At 59.4% G+C, this 20,379-nt stretch carries 19 protein-coding genes; 14 read left to right on the forward strand and 5 right to left on the reverse strand.

Translation table 11 applies throughout. The annotated features are described in order from the left end of the window. Positions 1-3: 3 nt before the first annotated feature. From ACTJJ7_RS00555 to ACTJJ7_RS00565, 3 genes are all read left to right on the forward strand, one after another. A complete protein-coding gene (locus tag ACTJJ7_RS00555; RefSeq protein ID WP_130269295.1) occupies positions 4-1,014 on the forward strand; it encodes an ABC transporter ATP-binding protein in 1,011 nt (336 codons plus the stop codon). 54 nt (positions 1,015-1,068) lie between these two features. Next, complete coding sequence (locus ACTJJ7_RS00560) at positions 1,069-1,851, forward strand: ThuA domain-containing protein (protein ID WP_440964773.1); 783 nt, start codon at positions 1,069-1,071, stop codon at positions 1,849-1,851. A 110-nt stretch (positions 1,852-1,961) separates the two neighbouring features. Further along, positions 1,962-3,011, forward strand: coding sequence for a Gfo/Idh/MocA family protein (locus ACTJJ7_RS00565; protein WP_440964775.1), 1,050 nt, complete (start codon positions 1,962-1,964; stop codon positions 3,009-3,011). 90 nt (positions 3,012-3,101) lie between these two features. Here ACTJJ7_RS00565 and ACTJJ7_RS00570 read toward each other — a convergent pair whose 3' ends face one another. Genes ACTJJ7_RS00570 through ACTJJ7_RS00590 form a run of 5 tightly spaced genes read right to left on the reverse strand, consistent with a single transcriptional unit; the run spans position 3,102 to position 8,562 of the window. Next, a complete protein-coding gene (locus tag ACTJJ7_RS00570) occupies positions 3,102-4,310 on the reverse strand; it encodes a molybdopterin molybdotransferase MoeA (RefSeq protein ID WP_440964777.1) in 1,209 nt (402 codons plus the stop codon). 3 nt (positions 4,311-4,313) lie between these two features. Continuing rightward, positions 4,314-4,814 (reverse strand): cyclic pyranopterin monophosphate synthase MoaC, encoded by a 501-nt coding sequence (moaC, locus tag ACTJJ7_RS00575; protein WP_440964779.1) that lies wholly within the window; start codon positions 4,812-4,814, stop codon positions 4,314-4,316. Next, positions 4,811-5,629: an indole-3-glycerol phosphate synthase TrpC gene (trpC, locus tag ACTJJ7_RS00580; RefSeq protein WP_440964781.1), complete on the reverse strand. Its 819-nt coding sequence runs from the start codon at positions 5,627-5,629 to the stop codon at positions 4,811-4,813. The genes moaC and trpC overlap by 4 nt, the downstream gene beginning before the upstream one ends. A 2-nt stretch (positions 5,630-5,631) precedes the next feature. Continuing rightward, a complete protein-coding gene (trpD, locus tag ACTJJ7_RS00585; protein ID WP_105732868.1) occupies positions 5,632-6,651 on the reverse strand; it encodes an anthranilate phosphoribosyltransferase in 1,020 nt (339 codons plus the stop codon). An 18-nt stretch (positions 6,652-6,669) separates the two neighbouring features. Next, positions 6,670-8,562 (reverse strand): SurA N-terminal domain-containing protein, encoded by a 1,893-nt coding sequence (locus tag ACTJJ7_RS00590; protein ID WP_105732867.1) that lies wholly within the window; start codon positions 8,560-8,562, stop codon positions 6,670-6,672. A gap of 154 nt (positions 8,563-8,716) precedes the next feature. Here ACTJJ7_RS00590 and tpiA point away from each other — a divergent pair, with 154 nt between their 5' ends. From tpiA to ACTJJ7_RS00645, 11 genes are all read left to right on the forward strand, one after another. Continuing rightward, complete coding sequence (gene tpiA / locus ACTJJ7_RS00595; protein WP_105732866.1) at positions 8,717-9,481, forward strand: triose-phosphate isomerase; 765 nt, start codon at positions 8,717-8,719, stop codon at positions 9,479-9,481. Positions 9,482-9,593: 112 nt separating this feature from the next. Then, positions 9,594-10,082, forward strand: a complete 489-nt coding sequence (secG, locus tag ACTJJ7_RS00600) for a preprotein translocase subunit SecG (protein WP_105732865.1) — start codon at positions 9,594-9,596, stop codon at positions 10,080-10,082. A 208-nt stretch (positions 10,083-10,290) separates the two neighbouring features. Next, positions 10,291-10,971, forward strand: coding sequence for a L,D-transpeptidase (locus tag ACTJJ7_RS00605; RefSeq protein WP_105732864.1), 681 nt, complete (start codon positions 10,291-10,293; stop codon positions 10,969-10,971). Positions 10,972-11,116: 145 nt separating this feature from the next. Then, entirely contained in the window at positions 11,117-12,745 is a 1,629-nt protein-coding gene (locus ACTJJ7_RS00610; RefSeq protein WP_105732863.1) for a CTP synthase, read from the forward strand. A gap of 55 nt (positions 12,746-12,800) precedes the next feature. Continuing rightward, a complete protein-coding gene (locus ACTJJ7_RS00615) occupies positions 12,801-13,697 on the forward strand; it encodes a VOC family protein (RefSeq protein ID WP_440964784.1) in 897 nt (298 codons plus the stop codon). Then, positions 13,694-14,527 (forward strand): 3-deoxy-8-phosphooctulonate synthase, encoded by an 834-nt coding sequence (kdsA, locus tag ACTJJ7_RS00620; RefSeq protein WP_105732861.1) that lies wholly within the window; start codon positions 13,694-13,696, stop codon positions 14,525-14,527. Before ACTJJ7_RS00615 ends, kdsA begins: the two co-directional genes overlap by 4 nt. A gap of 142 nt (positions 14,528-14,669) precedes the next feature. Then, positions 14,670-15,947 carry a phosphopyruvate hydratase gene (gene eno / locus ACTJJ7_RS00625; RefSeq protein ID WP_105732860.1) on the forward strand — a complete coding sequence of 426 codons (1,278 nt, stop codon included), beginning with the start codon at positions 14,670-14,672 and terminating at the stop codon, positions 15,945-15,947. Positions 15,948-16,129: 182 nt separating this feature from the next. Next, a complete protein-coding gene (locus ACTJJ7_RS00630) occupies positions 16,130-16,462 on the forward strand; it encodes an FtsB family cell division protein (protein ID WP_105732859.1) in 333 nt (110 codons plus the stop codon). Positions 16,463-16,590: 128 nt separating this feature from the next. After that, positions 16,591-17,622 (forward strand): pyruvate dehydrogenase (acetyl-transferring) E1 component subunit alpha, encoded by a 1,032-nt coding sequence (gene pdhA, locus ACTJJ7_RS00635; RefSeq protein WP_105732858.1) that lies wholly within the window; start codon positions 16,591-16,593, stop codon positions 17,620-17,622. A 13-nt stretch (positions 17,623-17,635) separates the two neighbouring features. Further along, on the forward strand, positions 17,636-19,024 hold the full coding sequence (locus ACTJJ7_RS00640) for a pyruvate dehydrogenase complex E1 component subunit beta (protein ID WP_440964787.1): 1,389 nt from the start codon (positions 17,636-17,638) through the stop codon (positions 19,022-19,024). A gap of 16 nt (positions 19,025-19,040) precedes the next feature. Then, positions 19,041-20,378 (forward strand): pyruvate dehydrogenase complex dihydrolipoamide acetyltransferase, encoded by a 1,338-nt coding sequence (locus tag ACTJJ7_RS00645; protein ID WP_130269303.1) that lies wholly within the window; start codon positions 19,041-19,043, stop codon positions 20,376-20,378. Position 20,379 lies beyond the last annotated feature (1 nt).

The following is a 20,379-nucleotide window of genomic DNA, read 5'->3' on the forward strand; positions in this document are numbered from 1 at the left end:
CAAATGACAGCTATTCGTCTCAACAATGTCCGCAAGTCCTTCGGCACCTTCGATGTCATCAAGGGTGTCGATCTGGAAATCAGCCCGAGCGAGTTCATGGTGTTCGTCGGCCCATCCGGGTGCGGCAAGTCGACGTTGCTGCGGTTGATCGCCGGGCTTGAGGATATCACCGCCGGAACACTCGCCTTCGACGACAAGGTGGTCAACAGTCTGACGCCGTCGCAGCGCGGCATCGCCATGGTGTTCCAGTCCTATGCGCTCTATCCGCACATGACGGTATTCGACAATATGGCATTCGGGCTGAAACTCGCCAAGGGCGGCGCGGAGGAGATCAAGCGGCGGGTGAACGAGGCGGCGGACATGCTGCAGATCACCGCCTATCTCGACCGCCTGCCAAAGCAGCTCTCCGGCGGCCAGCGCCAGCGCGTGGCCATCGGCCGTGCGATCGTGCGCGATCCGAAAGTTTTCCTGTTCGATGAACCGCTCTCCAATCTCGATGCCGCCCTGCGCGTGCAGACACGGCTTGAGATCGCCAAGCTGCATGCCAAGATGCACGAAACCACGATGATCTACGTCACCCACGATCAGGTGGAGGCGATGACACTCGCAGACCGGATCTGCGTGCTGCGCGACGGCATTGTCGAACAGGTCGGCACGCCGCTTGAGCTTTATGAGAAGCCGCAATCCGTGTTTGTTGCCGGTTTCATCGGATCGCCGAAGATGAATTTCCTGACCGAAAAACATGCGGATACCTATCGTGCCCACACGCTCGGCGTGCGGCCCGAGCATCTCGAAATCAAGGACAAGGGCGGCACGTGGAACGGCAAGCTGATCCTGTCCGAGAACCTCGGTTCCGAGACTTATCTCTACATCGATATTGGCGCGAAGGACCCGCTTGTCGTCAGACAGGACGGGACTGCAAGCCAGCAGCCCGGCGAACTGCTCCACATTTCGCCGATCAACGACAATGTCCACCGCTTCGATCAAACGGGCAGGCCGGCAGCGTCACACTGAAGACCGAATACACGCATCCTCCCAACCGCATATGCAATGAATAGGAAGACAAAGATGACCATCCGCACGCTCGTCTGGGGCGAAAATGTTCATGAACAGATGAACAAGACCGTCGCCGAAATCTACCCTGAAGGCATGCACAACCAGATTGCCAGGCTTCTGACGTCCGACAGCAATATCTCGGTCAAGACCGCCACCCTGCAGGAACCAGAACACGGCCTGACCGACAAGGCACTGGATGAAACCGATGTGCTGATCTGGTGGGGTCACCGCGCCCATGGCGACGTCGCCGACGAAGTGGTCGAGCGCGTGGCCAAGCGCGTCTGGGAAGGCATGGGCATCATCGTCCTGCATTCCGGGCATTTCTCGAAGATTTTCAAGCGCCTGATGGGCTCGCCCTGTGCGCTGCACTGGCGCGAAGCCGGTGAGCGCGAGCGGCTCTGGGTGGTCAATCCCGGCCATCCCATTGCAAAGGGCCTGCCGCGCTATTTCGAGCTGGAAAACGAAGAGATGTATGGCGAGCCGTTTTCCGTGCCGGAACCGCTTGAGACCATCTTCGTCTCGTGGTTCCAGGGCGGCGAGGTGTTCCGTTCCGGCCTGACCTACCGCAAGGGTGCGGGCAACGTGTTCTATTTCCGTCCCGGCCACGAAACCTATCCGACCTATCACGACGAGACGGTCGGGCTTGTCCTGCGCAATGCGGTGAACTGGGCCTACAATCCCAACCGCTATCCGGAACTCAACACTGCGCCGAACACGCCGGTTGAACAGGCCATCGAACCCATCACCGCCCGCGGCGGCAGCCTGCACGACGCCGGCGAGGAAGGTTTCCGCTGAACGCCGATCCGATCAGGTGCGGCCGCCGGCGCGGCCGTTTCCAATATCCGCAGTATCAATGCCGGCACCGCGTTGCAGCGTGCGGCACATTCATGTGAAGGACTGGACCAATGCGTCTTTTGATCTTGGGTACCGGCAGTATGGCCAATTCCCATGCCAAGAATTTCGCTGAAATCGAAGGGGTGACACTGGCGGGCGCGGTCGATGTCGATCCGGGCCGGGCGGAAGCATTCCGCGCGGAATATGGCATCGAGCGGGCCTTTACCTCGCTGGAGGAGGCGCTTGCCTGGGGCGATTTCGATGCGGTGGCCAATGTCACGCCCGACAGCATCCACCACGCCACCACCTTGCAGTGCGTTGCGGCGGGCAAGCACGTGTTCTGCGAAAAACCGCTTGCGGCCAATTATGAAGACGCCGCTGAAATGGCCGACAAGATCGAGGCGGCCGGTCTCGTCGGCATGGTGAACCTGACCTATCGCAATGTCGCGCAGCTGCAGGCGGCCCGCAAACTGGTCACCAGCGGCCAGATCGGCAAAGTCAGGCATGTGGAGGCATCGTACCTGCAAAGCTGGCTTGTCTCGAAAATGTGGGGTGACTGGCAGACCGAAAGCCGCTGGCTCTGGCGCCTGTCGAAAAAGCATGGCTCCAACGGTACGCTTGGCGATGTCGGCGTGCATATTCTGGATTTTGTCGTTTATGGCACCGATACGGAAATCGACGAGGTGTTCTGCCGTCTCAAGGCATTCGACAAGGCGGAAGGCAATCGCATCGGCGAATATGAACTCGATGCCAATGACAGTTTCACCATGACGGTGAGCTTCACCAATGGCGCGCTGGGTGTCGTCCATTCAAGCCGCTGGGCCACGGGCCATGTCAACGAGCTGCGCCTGCGCGTCTACGGCGACAAGGGCGCGTTCGAAGTGGTGCACCGCCATGACGGCTCGAAACTTTTGGTCTGCCTTGGCGATGATGTCGAAACGGCGGTCTGGAAAGAGGTCGAGGTTGAGCCTGTCGCGACGAATTACCAACGGTTTGTGGAGGCGGTCAAACAGGGCAAAACACTCGAGCCATCTTTCCGGCACGCGTCTAGGTTGCAAAAAGCAATAGACCTTGCCAATATAACGGAAAGTGACCGTAGAGAGCACCGGTTAACTGCCTGATTTGAGTATAGAATTGCCTTGGGTTGCTCTCAGGCGATACCGCTCTGGAGTTGTGGACTGACCCACGACTCCAGAGGCCCGGTCTAAAAGTCACCGCAACATCAGGATCGTGCAGGCCGAGCCCGCGGCAAGGGCAGGCGCATGCGGTTCGCGGATGATCAGGCCATTGGCATCGGCGAGAAACTTCAGCATGGATGAATCCTGCAACGGAAACGGCGTCGCGGTCAGCGTGCCGTCGGGTCCGGTGACGATGCGCGCCCGGACATAGTCCTGTCTCTGGTCATTGGTGGGCATATCAGTGCCGAGAACCGCAGCGCGCAGATCGGGCGTGTGCGACAGGCCCATGAAGGTGCGGATGAGCGGCGTCAGGAATATATGCGCGCAGATCAGGCTCGAGACGGGATTGCCGGGCAGGCCGAGAATGCGCATGCCCTGAAGATGACCGAACATCAGCGGCTTGCCGGGGCGCAGGGCGATTTTCCAGAAATCGAGCGCCATGCCGCGCGCGGCAAGGGCAGGCTGGACGAGGTCGTGATCGCCGACCGAGGCGCCGCCCAGCGTCACCAGAATATCGGCCTGCGCCGCCATTGCGCGGTCGAGCGCCTCGCTCAGTGCTTCGAGCCGGTCTTCGGCAATGCCCAGATCAATGGCAATGCCGCCCGCATTGCGGACGATTTCAGCAAGACCGTAACTGTTTGAAGCAATGATCTGGTCGGGCCGGTAGGTTTGACCGGGGCTGACCAATTCATCGCCCGTTGCCAATATCGCAACGCGCGGGCGCCGCACGACGGACAGATGCGGATGATCGGCGGATGCGGCAAGGGCAAGGGCAGCCGGATCAAGCTGCCGGCCCGCGGTGAGCAAAACATCGCCGCTGTTGAAATCGAGGCCGGCCGCGCGGATGTTGCGGCCAAAAGCAATGGTCTCGACAATCTCCACCTCATCGCCATGCGGCACGGTGTTTTCCTGGATGACCACACTGTCGGCACCCGCTGGCACCGGGGCGCCGGTAAAGATGCGCACGGCTTCACCCGGATCGACCGAGCCTTGAAAGGCGTGACCGGCAGCGGACTGACCCACAAGCTTCAGGCGGACAGGCGTGCTGGCTACATCGGCGGCGCGTACGGCATAGCCATCCATCGCCGACGCGGCAAAGGGCGGCTGCTGGCGCTGGGCATGCAGGTCGGCAGCGAGCACGCGTCCGCCCGCATCGGCGAGCGCAACGGTTTCCGGCTCCAGCAGATCCACATTGGCCAGGATGCGCCGCAGCGCTTCGTCAACCGGAAGGAGGTCTGCCATCGTTCAATTCCCGTTTGAAGTTTCCGCGGACCAATCGCCCGATTTTCCGCCCGATTTCTGCAACAGGCGAATATCCTGAATGATCATACCCTTATCGGCGGCTTTTGCCATGTCGTAGATCGTCAGGCATGCAATGGAAACCGCGGTAAGCGCTTCCATTTCAACACCGGTTTTACCCGTCAGCTTGACCGTGGCACGCACCCGCAGCCCCGGCAGGGCCTTGTCGGCATCGATATCGACACTGATCTTGTTCAGAAGCAGCGGATGGCAGAGCGGAATAAGCTCATGGGTTTTCTTGGCGGCCATGATCCCGGCGATGCGCGCCGTGCCGATGACATCACCCTTCTTGGCATTGCCGGACAGGATCAGGTCGAGTGTTTCCGCCAGCATCCGCACGGACCCTTCGGCCATAGCAACCCGTTCGGTCTCAGCCTTGCCGCCGACATCGACCATATGGGCCGCGCCGCTACTGTCGAGATGGGTCAGCTTCGGTGCGGTTGTCATGCGGCGCTTGTCTGCTGGTCCGTCGAGCCATGCAGAAGCGTGCGGGTGGCCGCCGCCACATCGCTCTGGCGCATCAGGCTTTCGCCGACAAGGAACGTGCCAATGCCGGATTGGGCAAGACGCTGGCAGTCCGCATGGGTGAAGACACCGCTTTCGCTGACGAGCAGTTTGTCCGAAGGCACCGTTCTGGCCAGCCGTTCCGATACGGCGAGATCCACATGGAACGTGCGCAGATCGCGGTTGTTGATGCCAAGAAGAGGCGAGGTCAGTTTTAGCGCCCGTTCCATCTCGGCCTCATCATGCACCTCGACCAGCACATCCATGCCGAGCGCCATGGCCGTCTCTTCGAGCGCTGCCGCCAGGGCATCGTCGACGCTGGCCATGATGATCAGAATGCAATCGGCACCCCAGCTGCGGGCTTCAAACACCTGATAGGTGTCGAAGAGGAAATCCTTGCGCAGGGCGGGCAGGCTGACGGCGGCGCGGGCAGCGGTCAAAAACTCCGGCGCACCCTGAAACGACGGCGCATCGGTCAGCACGGAAAGGCAGGCCGCACCGCCATGTTCATAGGCCCTGGCCAGCGCAGGCGGATCGAAATCAGGGCGAATCAGGCCTTTTGACGGGCTCGCCTTCTTGATCTCGGCAATCAGGCCGAATGCGTTGGCCGCGCGCTTCTGGCGCAAAGCATTGAGGAAACCGCGCGGTGCGTCCTGATCGCTGATCCGGGCCTTGAGTTCATCGACGCTCCAACGCGTCTTGGCGGCAGCAATCTCTTCACGCTTGTAGGCTTCTATCTTGCGAAGAATATCAACCATGGTCAGTCGGCCTTGCTGTTGGATACATGCACCAGCTTCTTTAGCACATGTCGCGCCGCACCGCTGTCGATGGAATGGGCGGCCATGCTGATGCCGGTTTTCAGATCGCTCGCGACGCCGGCGACAACCAGGCCAGCGCCCGCATTGAACAGGGTGATGTCGCGATAGGCGCCATGCGCGCCATCGAGAACGGAGAGCAGCGAAACCGCATTCTCTTCCGCCGTTCCGCCCTTGAGATCCTGAGGATCGACCAGGCGCAGGCCGAAGGCCTCCGGCTCGATCTCGAAGGTGCGGATGACGCCGTTTTCAAGAGCGGCGACTTTGGTGACGCCCGCCGTGGTGATTTCATCAAGACCGTCGCCATGCACAACCCATACGGATTGCGAACCGAGGTTCTTGAGCACCTGCGCGATGGGTTCCACCCACTCCGGCGCGTAGACGCCGACGAGCTGGCGGGTAACGCCGGCAGGATTGGTCAATGGTCCCAGCAGATTGAAGATGGTGCGGGTGCCAAGTTCGACCCGGGCCGGACCGACATGCTTCATCGCCGGATGATGCGACGGCGCGAACATGAAACCGATACCGGCTTCCTCGATGCAGGTGGAGATCAGATCGGGGCCGATTTCAATGTTGATGCCAAGAGCCGCCAGCGTGTCAGCCGCACCGGAGCGCGAAGACAGGGCGCGATTGCCGTGCTTGGCCACCGGGACACCGGCGCCAGCCGCGACAAAGGCGGCGCAGGTTGAAACATTATAGGAACCCGACTGGTCGCCGCCGGTGCCGACGATATCGATAGCGCCGGGCACGGCCTTCACGGGAAGCATCTTCGAGCGCATGGCCGAGACGGCACCGGCAATCTCGTCAACCTGTTCGCCGCGCACCCTCAGCGCCATCAGCAGGGCGCCGATCTGCGCCGGGGTTGCCTGTCCCGACATCATGATGTCGAAAGCTTCCACGGCTTCCTCGCGGGAAAGCGCTTTTCCCGCTGCCGCAATGCCGATGAAACGTTTCAGTTCAGCCATTCCCGGATCTCACTGCATTCACTGGCGGGCAAGCGCCTGATCAATAACGGTCTTGTTGATGGTGACGGGATAGACGGTCTGCAACTGCATGACCAGCTGGTCGAGCAGGTCGTCCGACAACCGCGATGTGAAGGAATCCTTCTCCGCCTTGGTCAGCGAGTCCGGTCCCACATTCACAGGTTCGATCGATTCCGTCACTTTGAAGATCAGCTTCGACTGGTCCGCCGCCGATTCAGTCACGCCGACAAGGCCGTTCGGGCCGTCAAACACCGAGGCAACGCCGCCCACGCCAAGGTCGGTATCCTTTGACTGGCGCGTGATGCCGCGTTTGGTTTCCTTGGTGAATTTGAATTCAGCCGCGATGTCGTCAAGCGACGTGCCGGAGGCGACGCGCTTGCGCACTTCCTCGGCCTTCTCGTTGAGGCGTTTTTCAAGTTCCGCCGTCCGCCAGTTGTCGGTGACCCGTGCCTTCACCTCATCGAGCGTGCGGTCGCGTGCCGGGGTGATGCCGGTGACATCATACCAGAGGAAACTGTTCGGACCGATGTTGAGCGGCTCGTTGTCAAACCCCTGGTCGGCGAGGAAGGCGGCGGCCAGAAGGTTTTCACCGAACGGAATACCGGGAATCTCCTTGTCGTCCGGTCCGCGGCCCGACTGATCGACGGCGTCAATGGTCACCATCTTGAGGTTTTGCTTGGCGGCGGCATCGGCCATGGTTGCGCCGTCGGCCCGTGCATTTTCATAGGCGTCGTGCACGGACATGACAGAGGATGCTGCCAGGGAAAGCGCGATCGTCTCGCGAATATCCTTCTCCACCTCGGAAAGCGGCTTGATGACTTGCGGTGCAGCGGCGGTTACACGCACGATGACCGGGCCAAAGGCACCGGTGATCACGTCGCTGACACCGCCGGCCTGAAGCTTGAAGATGGCATCGGCAATTGTCTGGTCGGGCAGGGCATTGCGCTGGAATGTGCCAAGGCCGACATCGCTCATCGTCTTGCCTTCGGCCTTTACCTCATCTTCGAACGACGTACCTGCTGCCAGACGGTCGTGCGCAGCCTTGGCGGCATCGGCATTGGCAAAGGTCAGCTGTTCGATGGTGCGGGTTTCCGGCGAGGTGTAGCGCGCGATGTTCTTGTCGTATTCCGCCTTGATCTCTTCCGGCGAAACCGACGCCTGGTCGGCAATGTCCTTGGGCTCAAGCTTGACGTAGGTGATCTTGCGATATTGCGGCGCTGCGTAAGCTTCCTTGTTCGCGTCGAAATAGGTCTTCAGGTCCGCATCGCTGGGGGCAGGGATGTCGGTGATGAAGGATTTGGGCATCGAGACGTAATCGATGGTGCGGGATTCGCCCTTGTAGGTCGCGACTGCCTTCAGCAGCGTATCAGGTACCGTGATGCCATCGGCGACGGCTTCGACGATCTGCTGGCGGCGGGCAATCTTGCTGCGGCTGTCGAGATAGCCCTGCGGGGTCATGCCGGCATTGCGCAGCACCAGATCAAACTGGCCGGGATTGAAGCGGCCATCGGGACCCTGAAACGCCGGATCTTCGGCAGCCAGCTGCGCCAGACGGTCCTTTGACAGACCGAGCGACATCTTCCGCGCTTCCTCATCGAGCACCACACCGGCGACAAGCTGCGCCTGGACCTGATTGCTCACACCGATGGCATCGGCCTGTTCACGTGTAAAACGCTGGCCAAAACGCTGCTGCAGGGCGGCAAGCTGCCGGTCATAGGCCAGACGATACTCGACCGGTGAGACTTTCGAACTTCCGGCACTGATTGCCGATCCATGGCCGACGGCGCTGAGAATGGTATTGGAAACGCCCCAGCCAACAAAACTGACGCCAAGAAGAGCGAGAAGCAGCTTGGCTACCCAGGTCTGGGCCACGTCGCGCAAGGAATCGAGCATAGAAAGTCACCGTAACAGTATGAGGCTCACATTGAATTGCCTAGGGGAATAGCGTCATGAAGGGCTTGTGTCGATTGCTTTATCAAGTGAATTTGCTAGTCAGACAATCAAATGACCGAGAAATCATCAAATCTATCGTCTTGAGGAACGCCGAATGACCCCTGATGTCCGTCCACTCGTCGCCGGTAACTGGAAAATGAACGGGACCGGAGAGTCCCTGGATGAACTGCGTATTATCGTCAACCGGCCGAATTCAGCCATCGGCGAGAAGATCGACGCACTGATCTGCGTGCCGGCCACGCTTGTTTTCCGGGCAGCCCAGTCGGTGGAAGGCGAGGCGCTTCACATTGGCGGCGAGGATTGCCACGCGAAAAAGTCCGGTGCGCACACGGGTGACATCTCGGCTGCCATGTTGAAGGATGCTGGCGCGTCGCATGTCATTGTCGGGCATTCGGAGCGGCGCACGGATCACGGTGAAACCGATGCCATGGTCAACGCCAAGGCCGTGGCGGCATGGGACGCCGGACTGGTTGCGATCATCTGCATCGGCGAAACCGAGGCACAGCGCAAGGCCGGAGCGACACTCGATATTATTGCAACGCAGCTGGCCGGTTCCATTCCCGATGGCGCCACCGCTGCCAATACGGTGATCGCCTATGAGCCGGTATGGGCCATCGGCACGGGATTGACGCCGACCGCCGAGGATGTCCGCGAGGTTCACGCGTCAATCCGCGCGGCACTGGCAGCGCGTTTTGGAGGGCAGGGAGCGCGGCAGCGCATTCTCTATGGCGGCTCGGTAAAGCCCTCCAACGCGGTTGAACTTCTGGGCATCGAGAACGTCGACGGCGCACTTGTCGGCGGTGCGAGCTTGAAAGCTGTGGACTTCCTGGCCATCTGTGAAGCGTATCATTCGCTCTGAAGAGCATCGAAAGCGCCGAATTGCCGAGAAAACTGTCCGCTGACGGGCTTGGTTTATTACGAGATACGGTGTAAAGAGCCGCGTCCGACACCTAGAAAGCAGAAAATACCCCATGCAAACCGTCGTTATCGTCATTCACCTTCTGATTGTACTTGCCCTCGTTGGAGTTGTGCTGATGCAGCGCTCTGAAGGTGGCGGTCTTGGAATCGGTGGCGGCTCGGGTTTCATGAGCGCACGCGGTGCTGCCAACGTGCTCACGCGGGCAACGGCAATTCTTGCAACGGGCTTTTTCATCACGTCCCTGGCGCTCGGCATCATGTCCCGCTATGCCGAAAGCCCGACGGATATTCTCAACCGTATTCCGGCAACGACGGGCGGACAGCCTGCAACCGGTGGCCAGCCAGGATCGGGCGGCATTCTCAACCAGCTTCCAGGCGCTGCGACAACCACGCAGCCGGTATCCGGCACTCCGGCACCGGCCGCATCGGGTAACGCGGCACCTGCGCCAGCGGCTCCGGCACCGGCCGAATCAACAGCGCCTGCGCCCGCTGCTCCGGCCGCGCCAGCACAGCCTGCCAACCCGGTTCCCAATTCCCAGTAACGGCCGCGGAAACTGATTCTTTACGGATGCGCGGCAAATGTGTTGCGCTTCCGCAACCCTTGGCGGTGAAGAATCAGTCCGGACAGTTCTTCACGGTGATTTGCATTGAGTGAAAAACAGTCTTCGGATATCGCCATAGTCAGGTTTGGCCTAGGGGGCCTGGCAAGCGCCGCTGATGGCGCGTGCATATTATCCGGGAACTAACACTATGATTTCACGTCGCTCTCTGCTCATCGGAATTTCTGTTCTGGCCATGTCCGGATCAGCCTTCGCTCAGTCTACCGTCAATACGGCCGCAACGCCCGCCGATGCGGCAAAGGTTGATACGGCGCCAACCGCTTCCACAGCCAAACCAGCCAAGGTGTCGCAGGTCCGCAAGCCCGCCCGCGCAACCGCGGCGGCCGCCAAGCGCAACTACTCGCTGGACCCGAAATATCTGCCGCAGGATGTGTCCTTCACCGGTTACAAGACCGGCACCATCGTCATCGACCCGAAGCAGAAGTTCCTTTATCTTGTTGAATCGCCCACGACCGCACGCCGCTACGGCATTGCCGTCGGCAAGGAAGGCCTTGAATTCAAGGGCACGGCCGAAATCCGCACCAAACGCGAATGGCCCCGTTGGATCCCGACCAAGGAAATGATCGAGCGCGAACCAAATCATTACGCCAAGTATGAGAACGGCATGGACGGTGGTCCAGGCAATCCGCTCGGCGCGCGCGCTCTCTACCTTTCACAGGGCAACAAGGATACCTATATCCGTATCCACGGTACCGTGCAGCCATGGACCATCGGCAGTTCAGCTTCAAACGGCTGCTTCCGCATGGTCAATGATCACGTGATCGATCTTTACAACCGCGTCACTGTTGGCACGGAAGTGGTTGTACTGTAAGAACTATTCGTCGCTGAATTGAAACGGCCAGACATAATGTCTGGCCGTTTTGTTTGTTTGAAAAAGATATTGGCACGGGAAAAACGGCTTTCAGGCCGATTTTTTTGTGGCCAAATCACTCACAAAGGACTAACGAGATAAGCCCATGGCCCGATATGTTTTCATCACTGGCGGCGTGGTTTCTTCCCTCGGAAAAGGCATCGCCGCAGCTGCTTTGGCAGCCCTCCTTCAGGCTCGTGGATACCGTGTACGGATTCGCAAGCTTGATCCTTATCTCAACGTCGACCCCGGCACGATGTCGCCGTATCAGCACGGCGAGGTCTTTGTGACCGACGATGGCGCTGAAACTGACCTCGATCTTGGTCATTACGAGCGCTTTACGGGGCGTCCTGCCAACAAGCAGGACAATATCACCACCGGACGCATCTACCGCAACATCATCGAGAAGGAACGCAGGGGCGACTACCTCGGCGCGACCGTTCAGGTGATTCCGCACGTGACCGATGAGATCAAGAATTTCATCGTTGACGGCAATCAGGACTATGATTTTGTCCTGTGCGAAATCGGCGGTACGGTCGGCGATATCGAAGCGATGCCGTTTCTTGAGGCGATCCGCCAGCTCGGCAACGATCTGCCGCGCGGCAGCGCTGTCTATATCCACCTGACCTTGATGCCCTACATCCCCGCAGCGGGCGAACTGAAGACCAAGCCGACCCAGCACTCCGTCAAGGAACTGCGCTCGATCGGTATTGCACCTGACATTCTGCTGATTCGTGCGGATCGCGAGATTCCGGAATCGGAACGCCGCAAGCTGTCGCTGTTCTGCAATGTCCGCTCGTCCGCGGTCATTCAGGCACTCGATGTCGATACGATCTATGACGTTCCGATGGCCTATCACAGGGAAGGCCTCGATTCGGAAGTCCTGGCGGCATTCGGGATCGATCCCGCGCCAAAGCCCCGCATGGAGCGTTGGGATGAGGTCAGCAAGCGTATCCACAATCCGGAAGGCGAGGTCACCATCGCCGTTGTCGGCAAGTACACCGGCCTCAAGGATGCCTACAAGTCGCTGATCGAAGCCCTGCACCATGGCGGTATGGCCAATAAGGTGAAGGTCAATCTCGACTGGATCGAATCGGAAATCTTCGAACAGGAAGACCCGACGCCTTACCTGCAGAAGGTGCATGGCATTCTGGTGCCGGGCGGCTTTGGCGAGCGCGGTTCGGAAGGCAAGATTCTGGCGGCAAAATTCGCCCGCGAGAAAAAGGTGCCGTATTTCGGTATCTGCTTCGGCATGCAGATGGCGGTCATCGAGGCGGCCCGTTCACTGGCTGGCGTCGAAAAGGCATCGTCCAGCGAGTTTGGCCCGACGAATGAACCGGTCGTCGGTCTTATGACTGAATGGCTCAAGGGCAACATGCTGGAGAAGCGCACGCAGGCTGGCGATCTCGGCGGCACCATGCGTCTTGGCGCCTACGAAGCCATGCTGAAATCCGGTACACGGATTGCCGACATCTATGGCTCGACCGATATATTCGAGCGGCATCGTCACCGGTATGAAGTGAACATCGACTACAAGGACCGTCTGGAAGATTGCGGTCTGGTGTTTTCGGGCATGTCGCCGGACGGCGTTCTGCCTGAGACCATCGAATATGCCGATCATCCATGGTTCATCGGCGTCCAGTACCATCCGGAACTGAAATCACGGCCGTTTGAACCGCATCCGCTGTTCGCCTCGTTCATTCGGGCGGCCATGGATCAGAGCCGGCTGGTCTAAATCTATACGGGGTGTGGCTTGAATTGCATTGCTCTTTAAGGCACACCCTTTCCCCATGACCACCATTTCACCGCGCACCCCCCGGCCTGTCGATCATCTGGTTCTGCCAACGGCGGATCTCGATACGGCGCGCCGGCGTCTTGAAACACTCGGCTTTACCGTGGCGCCTGCTGGCGTCCATCCTTTCGGCACCGAGAATGCCTGCGTTTTCTTCAGCGATGACACATTTCTGGAGCCGCTCGCCATTGCCCAGCGCGAAACCTGTGAAATCGAGGCGCGCAACGGCAATGTCTTCGTCGCCCGCGACCAGGCCTATCGTTTCCGCAATGGTCAGGACGGCTTTTCCGCACTGGTCATGGGTACGCAGGATGCCAATGCGGACAATGATGCGTTTGTGCAATCGGGAATTTCCGCGGGTCGAATGCTGGAATTTTCCCGGGGCTTTAAAACACCCGATGGCGCAGAAGGGGTGGCGGGCTTTCGCCTTGCCTTTGCCGCCGATCTGCGGGCGCCGGATGCGTTTTTCTTCACTTGCGAACGTGTCAATCCACCGAAAGTCGATCGTTCGGCCCTGCAAACTCACAGAAATGGTGCGGTAGGTTTGCGCGAAATCGTGCTGTCGGAAGTCAATCCGACGGATTTCCAGTATCCCTTGCAGGAACTGGTCAACCAGCGCGACGTCAACGCCCATTCCTTCGGCATGGATATCCGTGCTGCCAATGCCAATATCACCGTGCTGACGCCTGCCGGCCTTCGATCCTTTCTTGGTCTTGATGCACCGGAAAACGAGCGGGGTCTGCGCCTGCAGGCCTTTGTCGTTGGCGTCCGTGATCTGGCGGCAGTTGAAACGCTGCTTGCCAACAACAATATCTCCACCGAAAAGCGCGGCTCCCGCCTGATTGTGCACAAGGCACCGGGACAGGGCGCTGCCATTGTATTTGAGGCTGCCTGATGTCCCTGAATTCCACTGTCTCCGCCGGTCCGGTTGCCTTTTCCAATACGGCCCAGTTTTCACTGATTGCCGGTCCGTGCCAGATGGAGAGCCGCCAGCATGCCTTCGACATGGCGGGCGCGCTGAAGGAACTGACGGGCAAGCTCGGCATCGGACTGGTCTACAAGTCAAGCTTCGACAAGGCCAACCGGACGTCGCTGACCGGCAAGCGTGGCTTTGGCCTTGAGAATTCGCTGCCGGTTTTCGCCGATATCCGCAAGGAGTTCGGACTGCCGACGCTGACCGACGTGCACACGGAAGAGCAGTGCGCGGTTCTGGGCGAGGTGGTCGATGTGCTGCAGATCCCGGCATTTCTCTGCCGTCAGACCGATTTGCTGATCGCCGCCGCCAGGACCGGCAAGGTGGTCAACATCAAGAAGGGCCAGTTCCTCGCACCCTGGGACATGAAGAATGTCATCGCCAAGGTAACGGAAAGCGGCAATCCGAATGTGATGGTGACCGAGCGCGGCGCCTCCTTTGGCTACAACACGCTGGTATCCGACATGCGCTCGCTGCCGATCATGGCGGGTTTCGGCGCGCCGGTCATTTTTGATGCCACGCATTCCGTGCAGCAGCCGGGCGGGCAGGGTGGCTCCACCGGCGGGCAGCGCGAATTTGTCGAGACGCTGGCGCGGGCCGCAGTTGCTGTTGGCGTGGCTGGTGTGTTCATCGAAACGCACCAGGACCCGGACAATGCGCCATCGGACGGTCCGAACATGGTGCCGCTCGACCAGATGCCGCGCCTTCTGGAAAAGCTGCTGGAGTTCGACCGGATCGCCAAGGCGGCATGAGTTGATTTTCAGGAAAAGGCCGTCTCTGACGGCCTTTTTTCTGTTTTGATCAACAAATCGTCCTCATGGGGATTTTCCTTGTCATCTTCATTCGCTATTCCAGTGGCGAATGCTGCCCAATGCAAATTGAAGGAAAAGCCTTATGACTGCTATTGTCGATATTATTGGCCGTGAAATTCTGGATAGTCGCGGGAACCCGACTGTTGAGGTCGACGTCATTCTCGAAGACGGCTCCCTGGGCCGCGCCGCGGTTCCATCCGGCGCATCGACGGGTGCACATGAAGCTGTTGAACTGCGCGATGGCGGCACACGCTATCTCGGCAAGGGTGTTTTGAAGGCTGTCGATGCGGTCAATGGCGAGCTGTTCGATGCGATCGGCGGCCTGGATGCGGAAAACCAGATTCACATCGACAAGACCATGATCGATCTCGATGGCACGCCGAACAAGAGCCGTCTTGGCGCCAACGCCATTCTCGGCGTATCGCTCGCCGTTGCCAAGGCCGCCGCTGAATCCTCCGGCCTGCCGCTCTACCGCTATCTCGGCGGACCCAACGCCCATGTCCTGCCGGTACCGATGATGAACATCATCAACGGCGGCGCGCATGCCGACAATCCCATCGATTTTCAGGAATTCATGATTCTCCCGGTTGGCGCATCGTCGCTGGCGGAAGCCGTGCGTTACGGTGCGGAAGTCTTTCACACGCTGAAGAAGCGCCTGAAGGATGCCGGCCACAACACCAATGTGGGCGACGAGGGCGGTTTTGCGCCAAACCTGAAGACGGCACCGGCTGCATTGGACTTCATCATGGAATCCATCGAGAAAGCCGGTTTCAAGCCGGGCGAAGAAATCGCCATCGGTCTGGATTGCGCTGCAACCGAATTCTTCAAGGACGGCAATTACGTCTATGAAGGCGAGAAGAAGAGCCGCGATCCGAAGACCCAGGCAAAGTATCTGGCCAAGCTGGCAGCTGACTATCCGATCATCAGCATCGAAGACGGCATGTCCGAAGATGACTGGGAAGGCTGGAAATACCTGACCGATCTAATCGGCGACAAGTGCCAGCTCGTCGGCGACGATCTCTTCGTCACCAATTCGGCCCGTTTGCGCGATGGCATCAAGATGGGCGTGGCCAATTCCATTCTCGTCAAGGTCAACCAGATCGGCACACTGTCGGAAACCTTCGACGCGGTCGATACGGCGCATCGCGCTGGCTATACCGCCGTCATGTCGCACCGCTCCGGTGAAACCGAAGACTCAACGATTGCCGATCTCGCCGTCGCCACCAATTGCGGGCAGATCAAGACCGGCTCTCTTTCCCGCTCCGACCGGATCGCCAAGTACAACCAGCTGATCCGCATCGAGCAGGAACTTGGACCGCAGGCCCGCTATGCCGGCCGCGGGATTTTCCGCGGCCTCTGATACGAGCGCATTCACGTGTGATCGAGATGGCGGGCCCTGTGCCCGCCATTTTGTTTTGGCGGGGTTGCCCGGAGCAGTCGGAGCGGCGAATTTAATCGGCTGTTAAGCAAAACATTGTTTTATGGCCATGTGACTAATCGGGCCATCGTGACCTGATTCCGCATCCCTTCGGGTCATTTGCCATGTGGACAAAACAGAGACGGAAAACCAATCGCGGGCGGCTTGTCGTGCCGATCCTTGCCACGATGTTTTTCGCCTATTTCGGTTTTCATGCCTATCACGGTGAATACGGTCTCTACTCCACCATCAAGCTGCAGGATCAGACCCGGTTGCTGCGTGCCCAGTACGACGCGGTCAAGGCATCGCGCACGGAGCTTGAACGGGAAGTGCAACTTATGCATGATGGAACAATCGAGCGGGACATGTTAGATGAACAGGCCCGCAAGGCGTTGAATGTATCGCGGCCGGACGAAGTCACAATTATGCGTGGCTCGGGTGATTTAACTATTAACTGAATTCCGGTTAATTCGCTTTTTATCGTGCGTTTTGAACGTCTTATTTGCATAGCTCTTATTCAATTCTGCATATTGTAAGTTCTGCTCCGGCTGCTATTGTCGTCCGACAAAATAACAGGGAGTGAGATATGGCTACGAGGGCGAAAAAAAGCCCTGCGCGTTCTGCGCAGACCTCTGCTGTCAAAGCACCAAAACCAATCGAGTACACAAAGGAGCAGGAGCTCCACGCCTACCGCGAAATGCTGCTGATCCGGCGCTTCGAAGAAAAGGCCGGCCAGCTCTACGGCATGGGTTTCATCGGCGGTTTCTGCCATCTCTATATCGGTCAGGAAGCCGTTGTGACCGGCATGCAGGCCGCACTGGTCGAAGGCGATCAGGTCATCACCGGTTATCGCGATCACGGCCACATGCTGGCCTGCGGCATGAGCGCCCGGGGCGTCATGGCCGAACTGACCGGACGCCGCGGCGGCCTTTCCAAGGGCAAGGGCGGCTCCATGCACATGTTCTCGAAAGAGAAGAACTTTTACGGCGGTCACGGCATCGTCGGCGCGCAGGTCTCCCTTGGTACGGGCCTCGCTTTTGCCAATCGCTACCGCGACAACGGCAATGTCTCCCTGGCATATTTCGGTGATGGCGCGGCCAACCAGGGCCAGGTCTACGAAAGCTTCAACATGGCGGCGCTCTGGAAGCTGCCGGTCATCTACATCATCGAAAACAATCGTTACGCCATGGGTACGGCGGTTTCCCGCGCTTCGGCCGAAACCGATTTCTCCCGTCGCGGCATTTCCTTCAACATTCCCGGTATTCAGGTCGATGGCATGGATGTCCGCGCTGTTCAGGCTGCCGGCGAAGAAGCCACGGCCTGGGCGCGCTCCGGCAAAGGCCCGATGATCCTGGAAATGCAGACATACCGGTATCGTGGTCACTCCATGTCGGATCCGGCCAAATACCGTTCCAAGGACGAAGTGCAGAAGATGCGCTCCGAACACGATCCCATCGAGCAGGTGAAGAGCCGGTTGATCGACAAGGGCTGGTCCAGCGAGGACGACCTGAAGAAGATCGACAAGGACGTTCGCGACATCGTTGCCGACGCAGCGGATTTCGCCCAGTCCGATCCGGAGCCGGATGCATCCGAGCTCTATACCGACATTCTGCTCTAAGGGAGGCGCAACCATGCCTGTAGATATTCTGATGCCAGCGCTCTCGCCGACCATGGAAGAGGGCAAACTGTCGAAATGGCTGAAAAAGGAAGGTGACAAGGTCACCTCCGGCGACGTTCTCGCAGAAATCGAAACCGACAAGGCGACGATGGAAGTGGAAGCGGTCGATGAAGGCACCATCGGCAAGATTCTTGTTGCCGAAGGCACCGACAATGTGAAGGTCAATACCGTCATCGCCGTTCTCCTGGGCGACGGTGAAAGCGCCGATAGCGCGCCAAAGGCTGCTGCAGCCGAAGCGCCTGCCAAGGCGGAAGCAGCCCCGCAGCACGAAGCGGAGGCTGCAAAGCCCGCCACAACTGTTCCGGCTGCACCGAAGACCGAAGTTGCCGCCGATCCGGATATTCCGGCAGGCACCGAGATGGTATCGACCACCGTGCGTGAAGCCCTGCGCGACGCCATGGCCGAAGAAATGCGCCGTGATCCCAACGTCTTCGTCATGGGTGAAGAAGTCGCCGAATATCAGGGTGCCTACAAGATCACGCAAGGGTTGCTCGACGAATTCGGCCCGCGCCGCGTTGTCGATACGCCGATCACCGAACACGGCTTTGCCGGTGTGGGTGTTGGTGCGGCGATGACCGGTCTGCGTCCGATCGTTGAATTCATGACCTTCAACTTCGCCATGCAGGCGATTGACCAGATCATCAATTCGGCGGCCAAGACGCTCTACATGTCCGGCGGCCAGATGGGCGCGCCGATGGTGTTTCGTGGTCCTTCCGGTGCGGCTGCCCGCGTTGCTGCCCAGCACTCCCAGTGCTATGCCGCATGGTACAGCCATATTCCGGGCCTCAAGGTCGTCATGCCCTACACGGCTGCCGATGCGAAGGGTCTGCTGAAGGCGGCGATCCGCGATCCGAACCCGGTCATCTTCCTCGAAAACGAAATCCTCTACGGTCATTCCTTCGATGTGCCGAAGCTTGATGATTTCGTCCTGCCGATCGGCAAGGCCCGCATCCACAAGAAGGGCACGGACGTTACGCTCGTCTCCTTCGGTATCGGCATGAACTATACGGTCAAGGCAGCGGAAGAACTGACGAAGCTTGGCATCGATGCTGAGATCATCGATCTGCGCACCATCCGTCCGATGGACATTCCGACGATTGTCGAATCGGTCAAGAAGACCGGCCGCTGCGTCACCATCGAGGAAGGCTATCCGCAGTCCTCGGTCGGTACGGAAATTGCCACCCGCGTCATGCAGCAGGCTTTCGATTATCTCGATGCGCCGATCTTGACGATTGCCGGCAAGGACGTTCCGATGCCTTACGCCGCCAATCTGGAAAAGCTGGCATTGCCGAGCGTCGCTGAAATCGTCGAGGCCGTCAAAGCTGTGACATACACAGCATAAAGGGGAGGAAATCGATATGCCGATCAATATCACCATGCCGGCTCTTTCTCCCACGATGGAAGAGGGCAATCTTGCCAAATGGCTTGTCAAGGAAGGCGATAAGGTTGGTCCCGGCGATGTGATTGCCGAGATCGAAACCGACAAGGCAACGATGGAAGTCGAAGCGGTCGATGAGGGCACGGTCGCCAAGATCGTGGTCCCCGCCGGTACGGAAGGCGTCAAGGTTAATGCGCTGATCGCCATTCTGGCGGCGGACGGCGAAGATGTCGGCGCTGCTGCCAAGGGCGGCGACGCTGCTCCTGCGAAAGCAGAAGCCGCACCAGCGCCCGCCAAGGCCGAAGCGCCCAAGGAAGCGGCACCAGCACCGGCGGCACCAGCCGCCGCCGCTGCTGCTCCGGCAAAGTCCGGCGACCGGACATTCTCCTCGCCGCTGGCCCGCCGCATCGCCAAAGACGCCGGTATCGATCTTTCCGCTGTAACGGGTTCCGGCCCGCATGGCCGCGTCATCAAGAAAGACGTCGAGGCAGCAATCTCCGGTGGCGGAGCCAAGGCGGCTGCAGCTCCGGCTGCAAGCGCATCTGCACCCGCGGCAGCACCCAAGCCGATGTCCGACGATACGGTGCTGAAACTGTTCGAGGAAGGCTCTTACGAGCTCGTGCCGCATGACGGCATGCGCAAGACGATTGCCAAGCGTCTCTTGGAAGCCAAGTCGACGGTTCCGCATTTCTATCTGACGGTCGATTGCGAACTTGATGCACTGTTGGCGCTGCGTGCCCAGATCAATGCGGCATCGCCGATGCGCAAGACGGAAAAGGGCGACGTTCCCGCCTACAAACTGTCCGTCAACGACATGATCATCAAGGCGATGGCTCTGGCCCTGCGCGATGTTCCAGACGCCAATGTGTCCTGGACCGAAGCCAACATGGTCAAGCACAAGCATTCCGATGTGGGCGTTGCCGTGTCGATCCCCGGCGGCCTGATCACGCCGATCATCCGCAGAGCCGAGGAAAAGACCTTGTCCACCATCTCCAACGAGATGAAGGATCTGGCCAAGCGTGCCCGCGACCGCAAGCTGAAGCCCGAGGAATATCAGGGCGGCACGACAGCGGTTTCCAACCTTGGCATGTTCGGCGTGAAAGACTTCGCCGCCATCATCAACCCGCCGCATGCCACCATTCTGGCAATCGGTGCGGGTGAAGAGCGGGCGGTCGTCAAGAAGGGTGAGATCAAGGTCGCCACGGTCATGTCCGTGACGCTTTCGACCGATCACCGCGCCGTCGATGGAGCCCTGGGTGCCGAGCTTGCTCAGGCCTTCAAGCGCCACATTGAAAACCCGATGGGCATGCTGGTCTGAG

The sequence above is a fragment of the Phyllobacterium sp. 22229 genome (assembly GCF_052056495.1).
GTDB classification, from domain to species: domain Bacteria; phylum Pseudomonadota; class Alphaproteobacteria; order Rhizobiales; family Rhizobiaceae; genus Phyllobacterium; species Phyllobacterium myrsinacearum.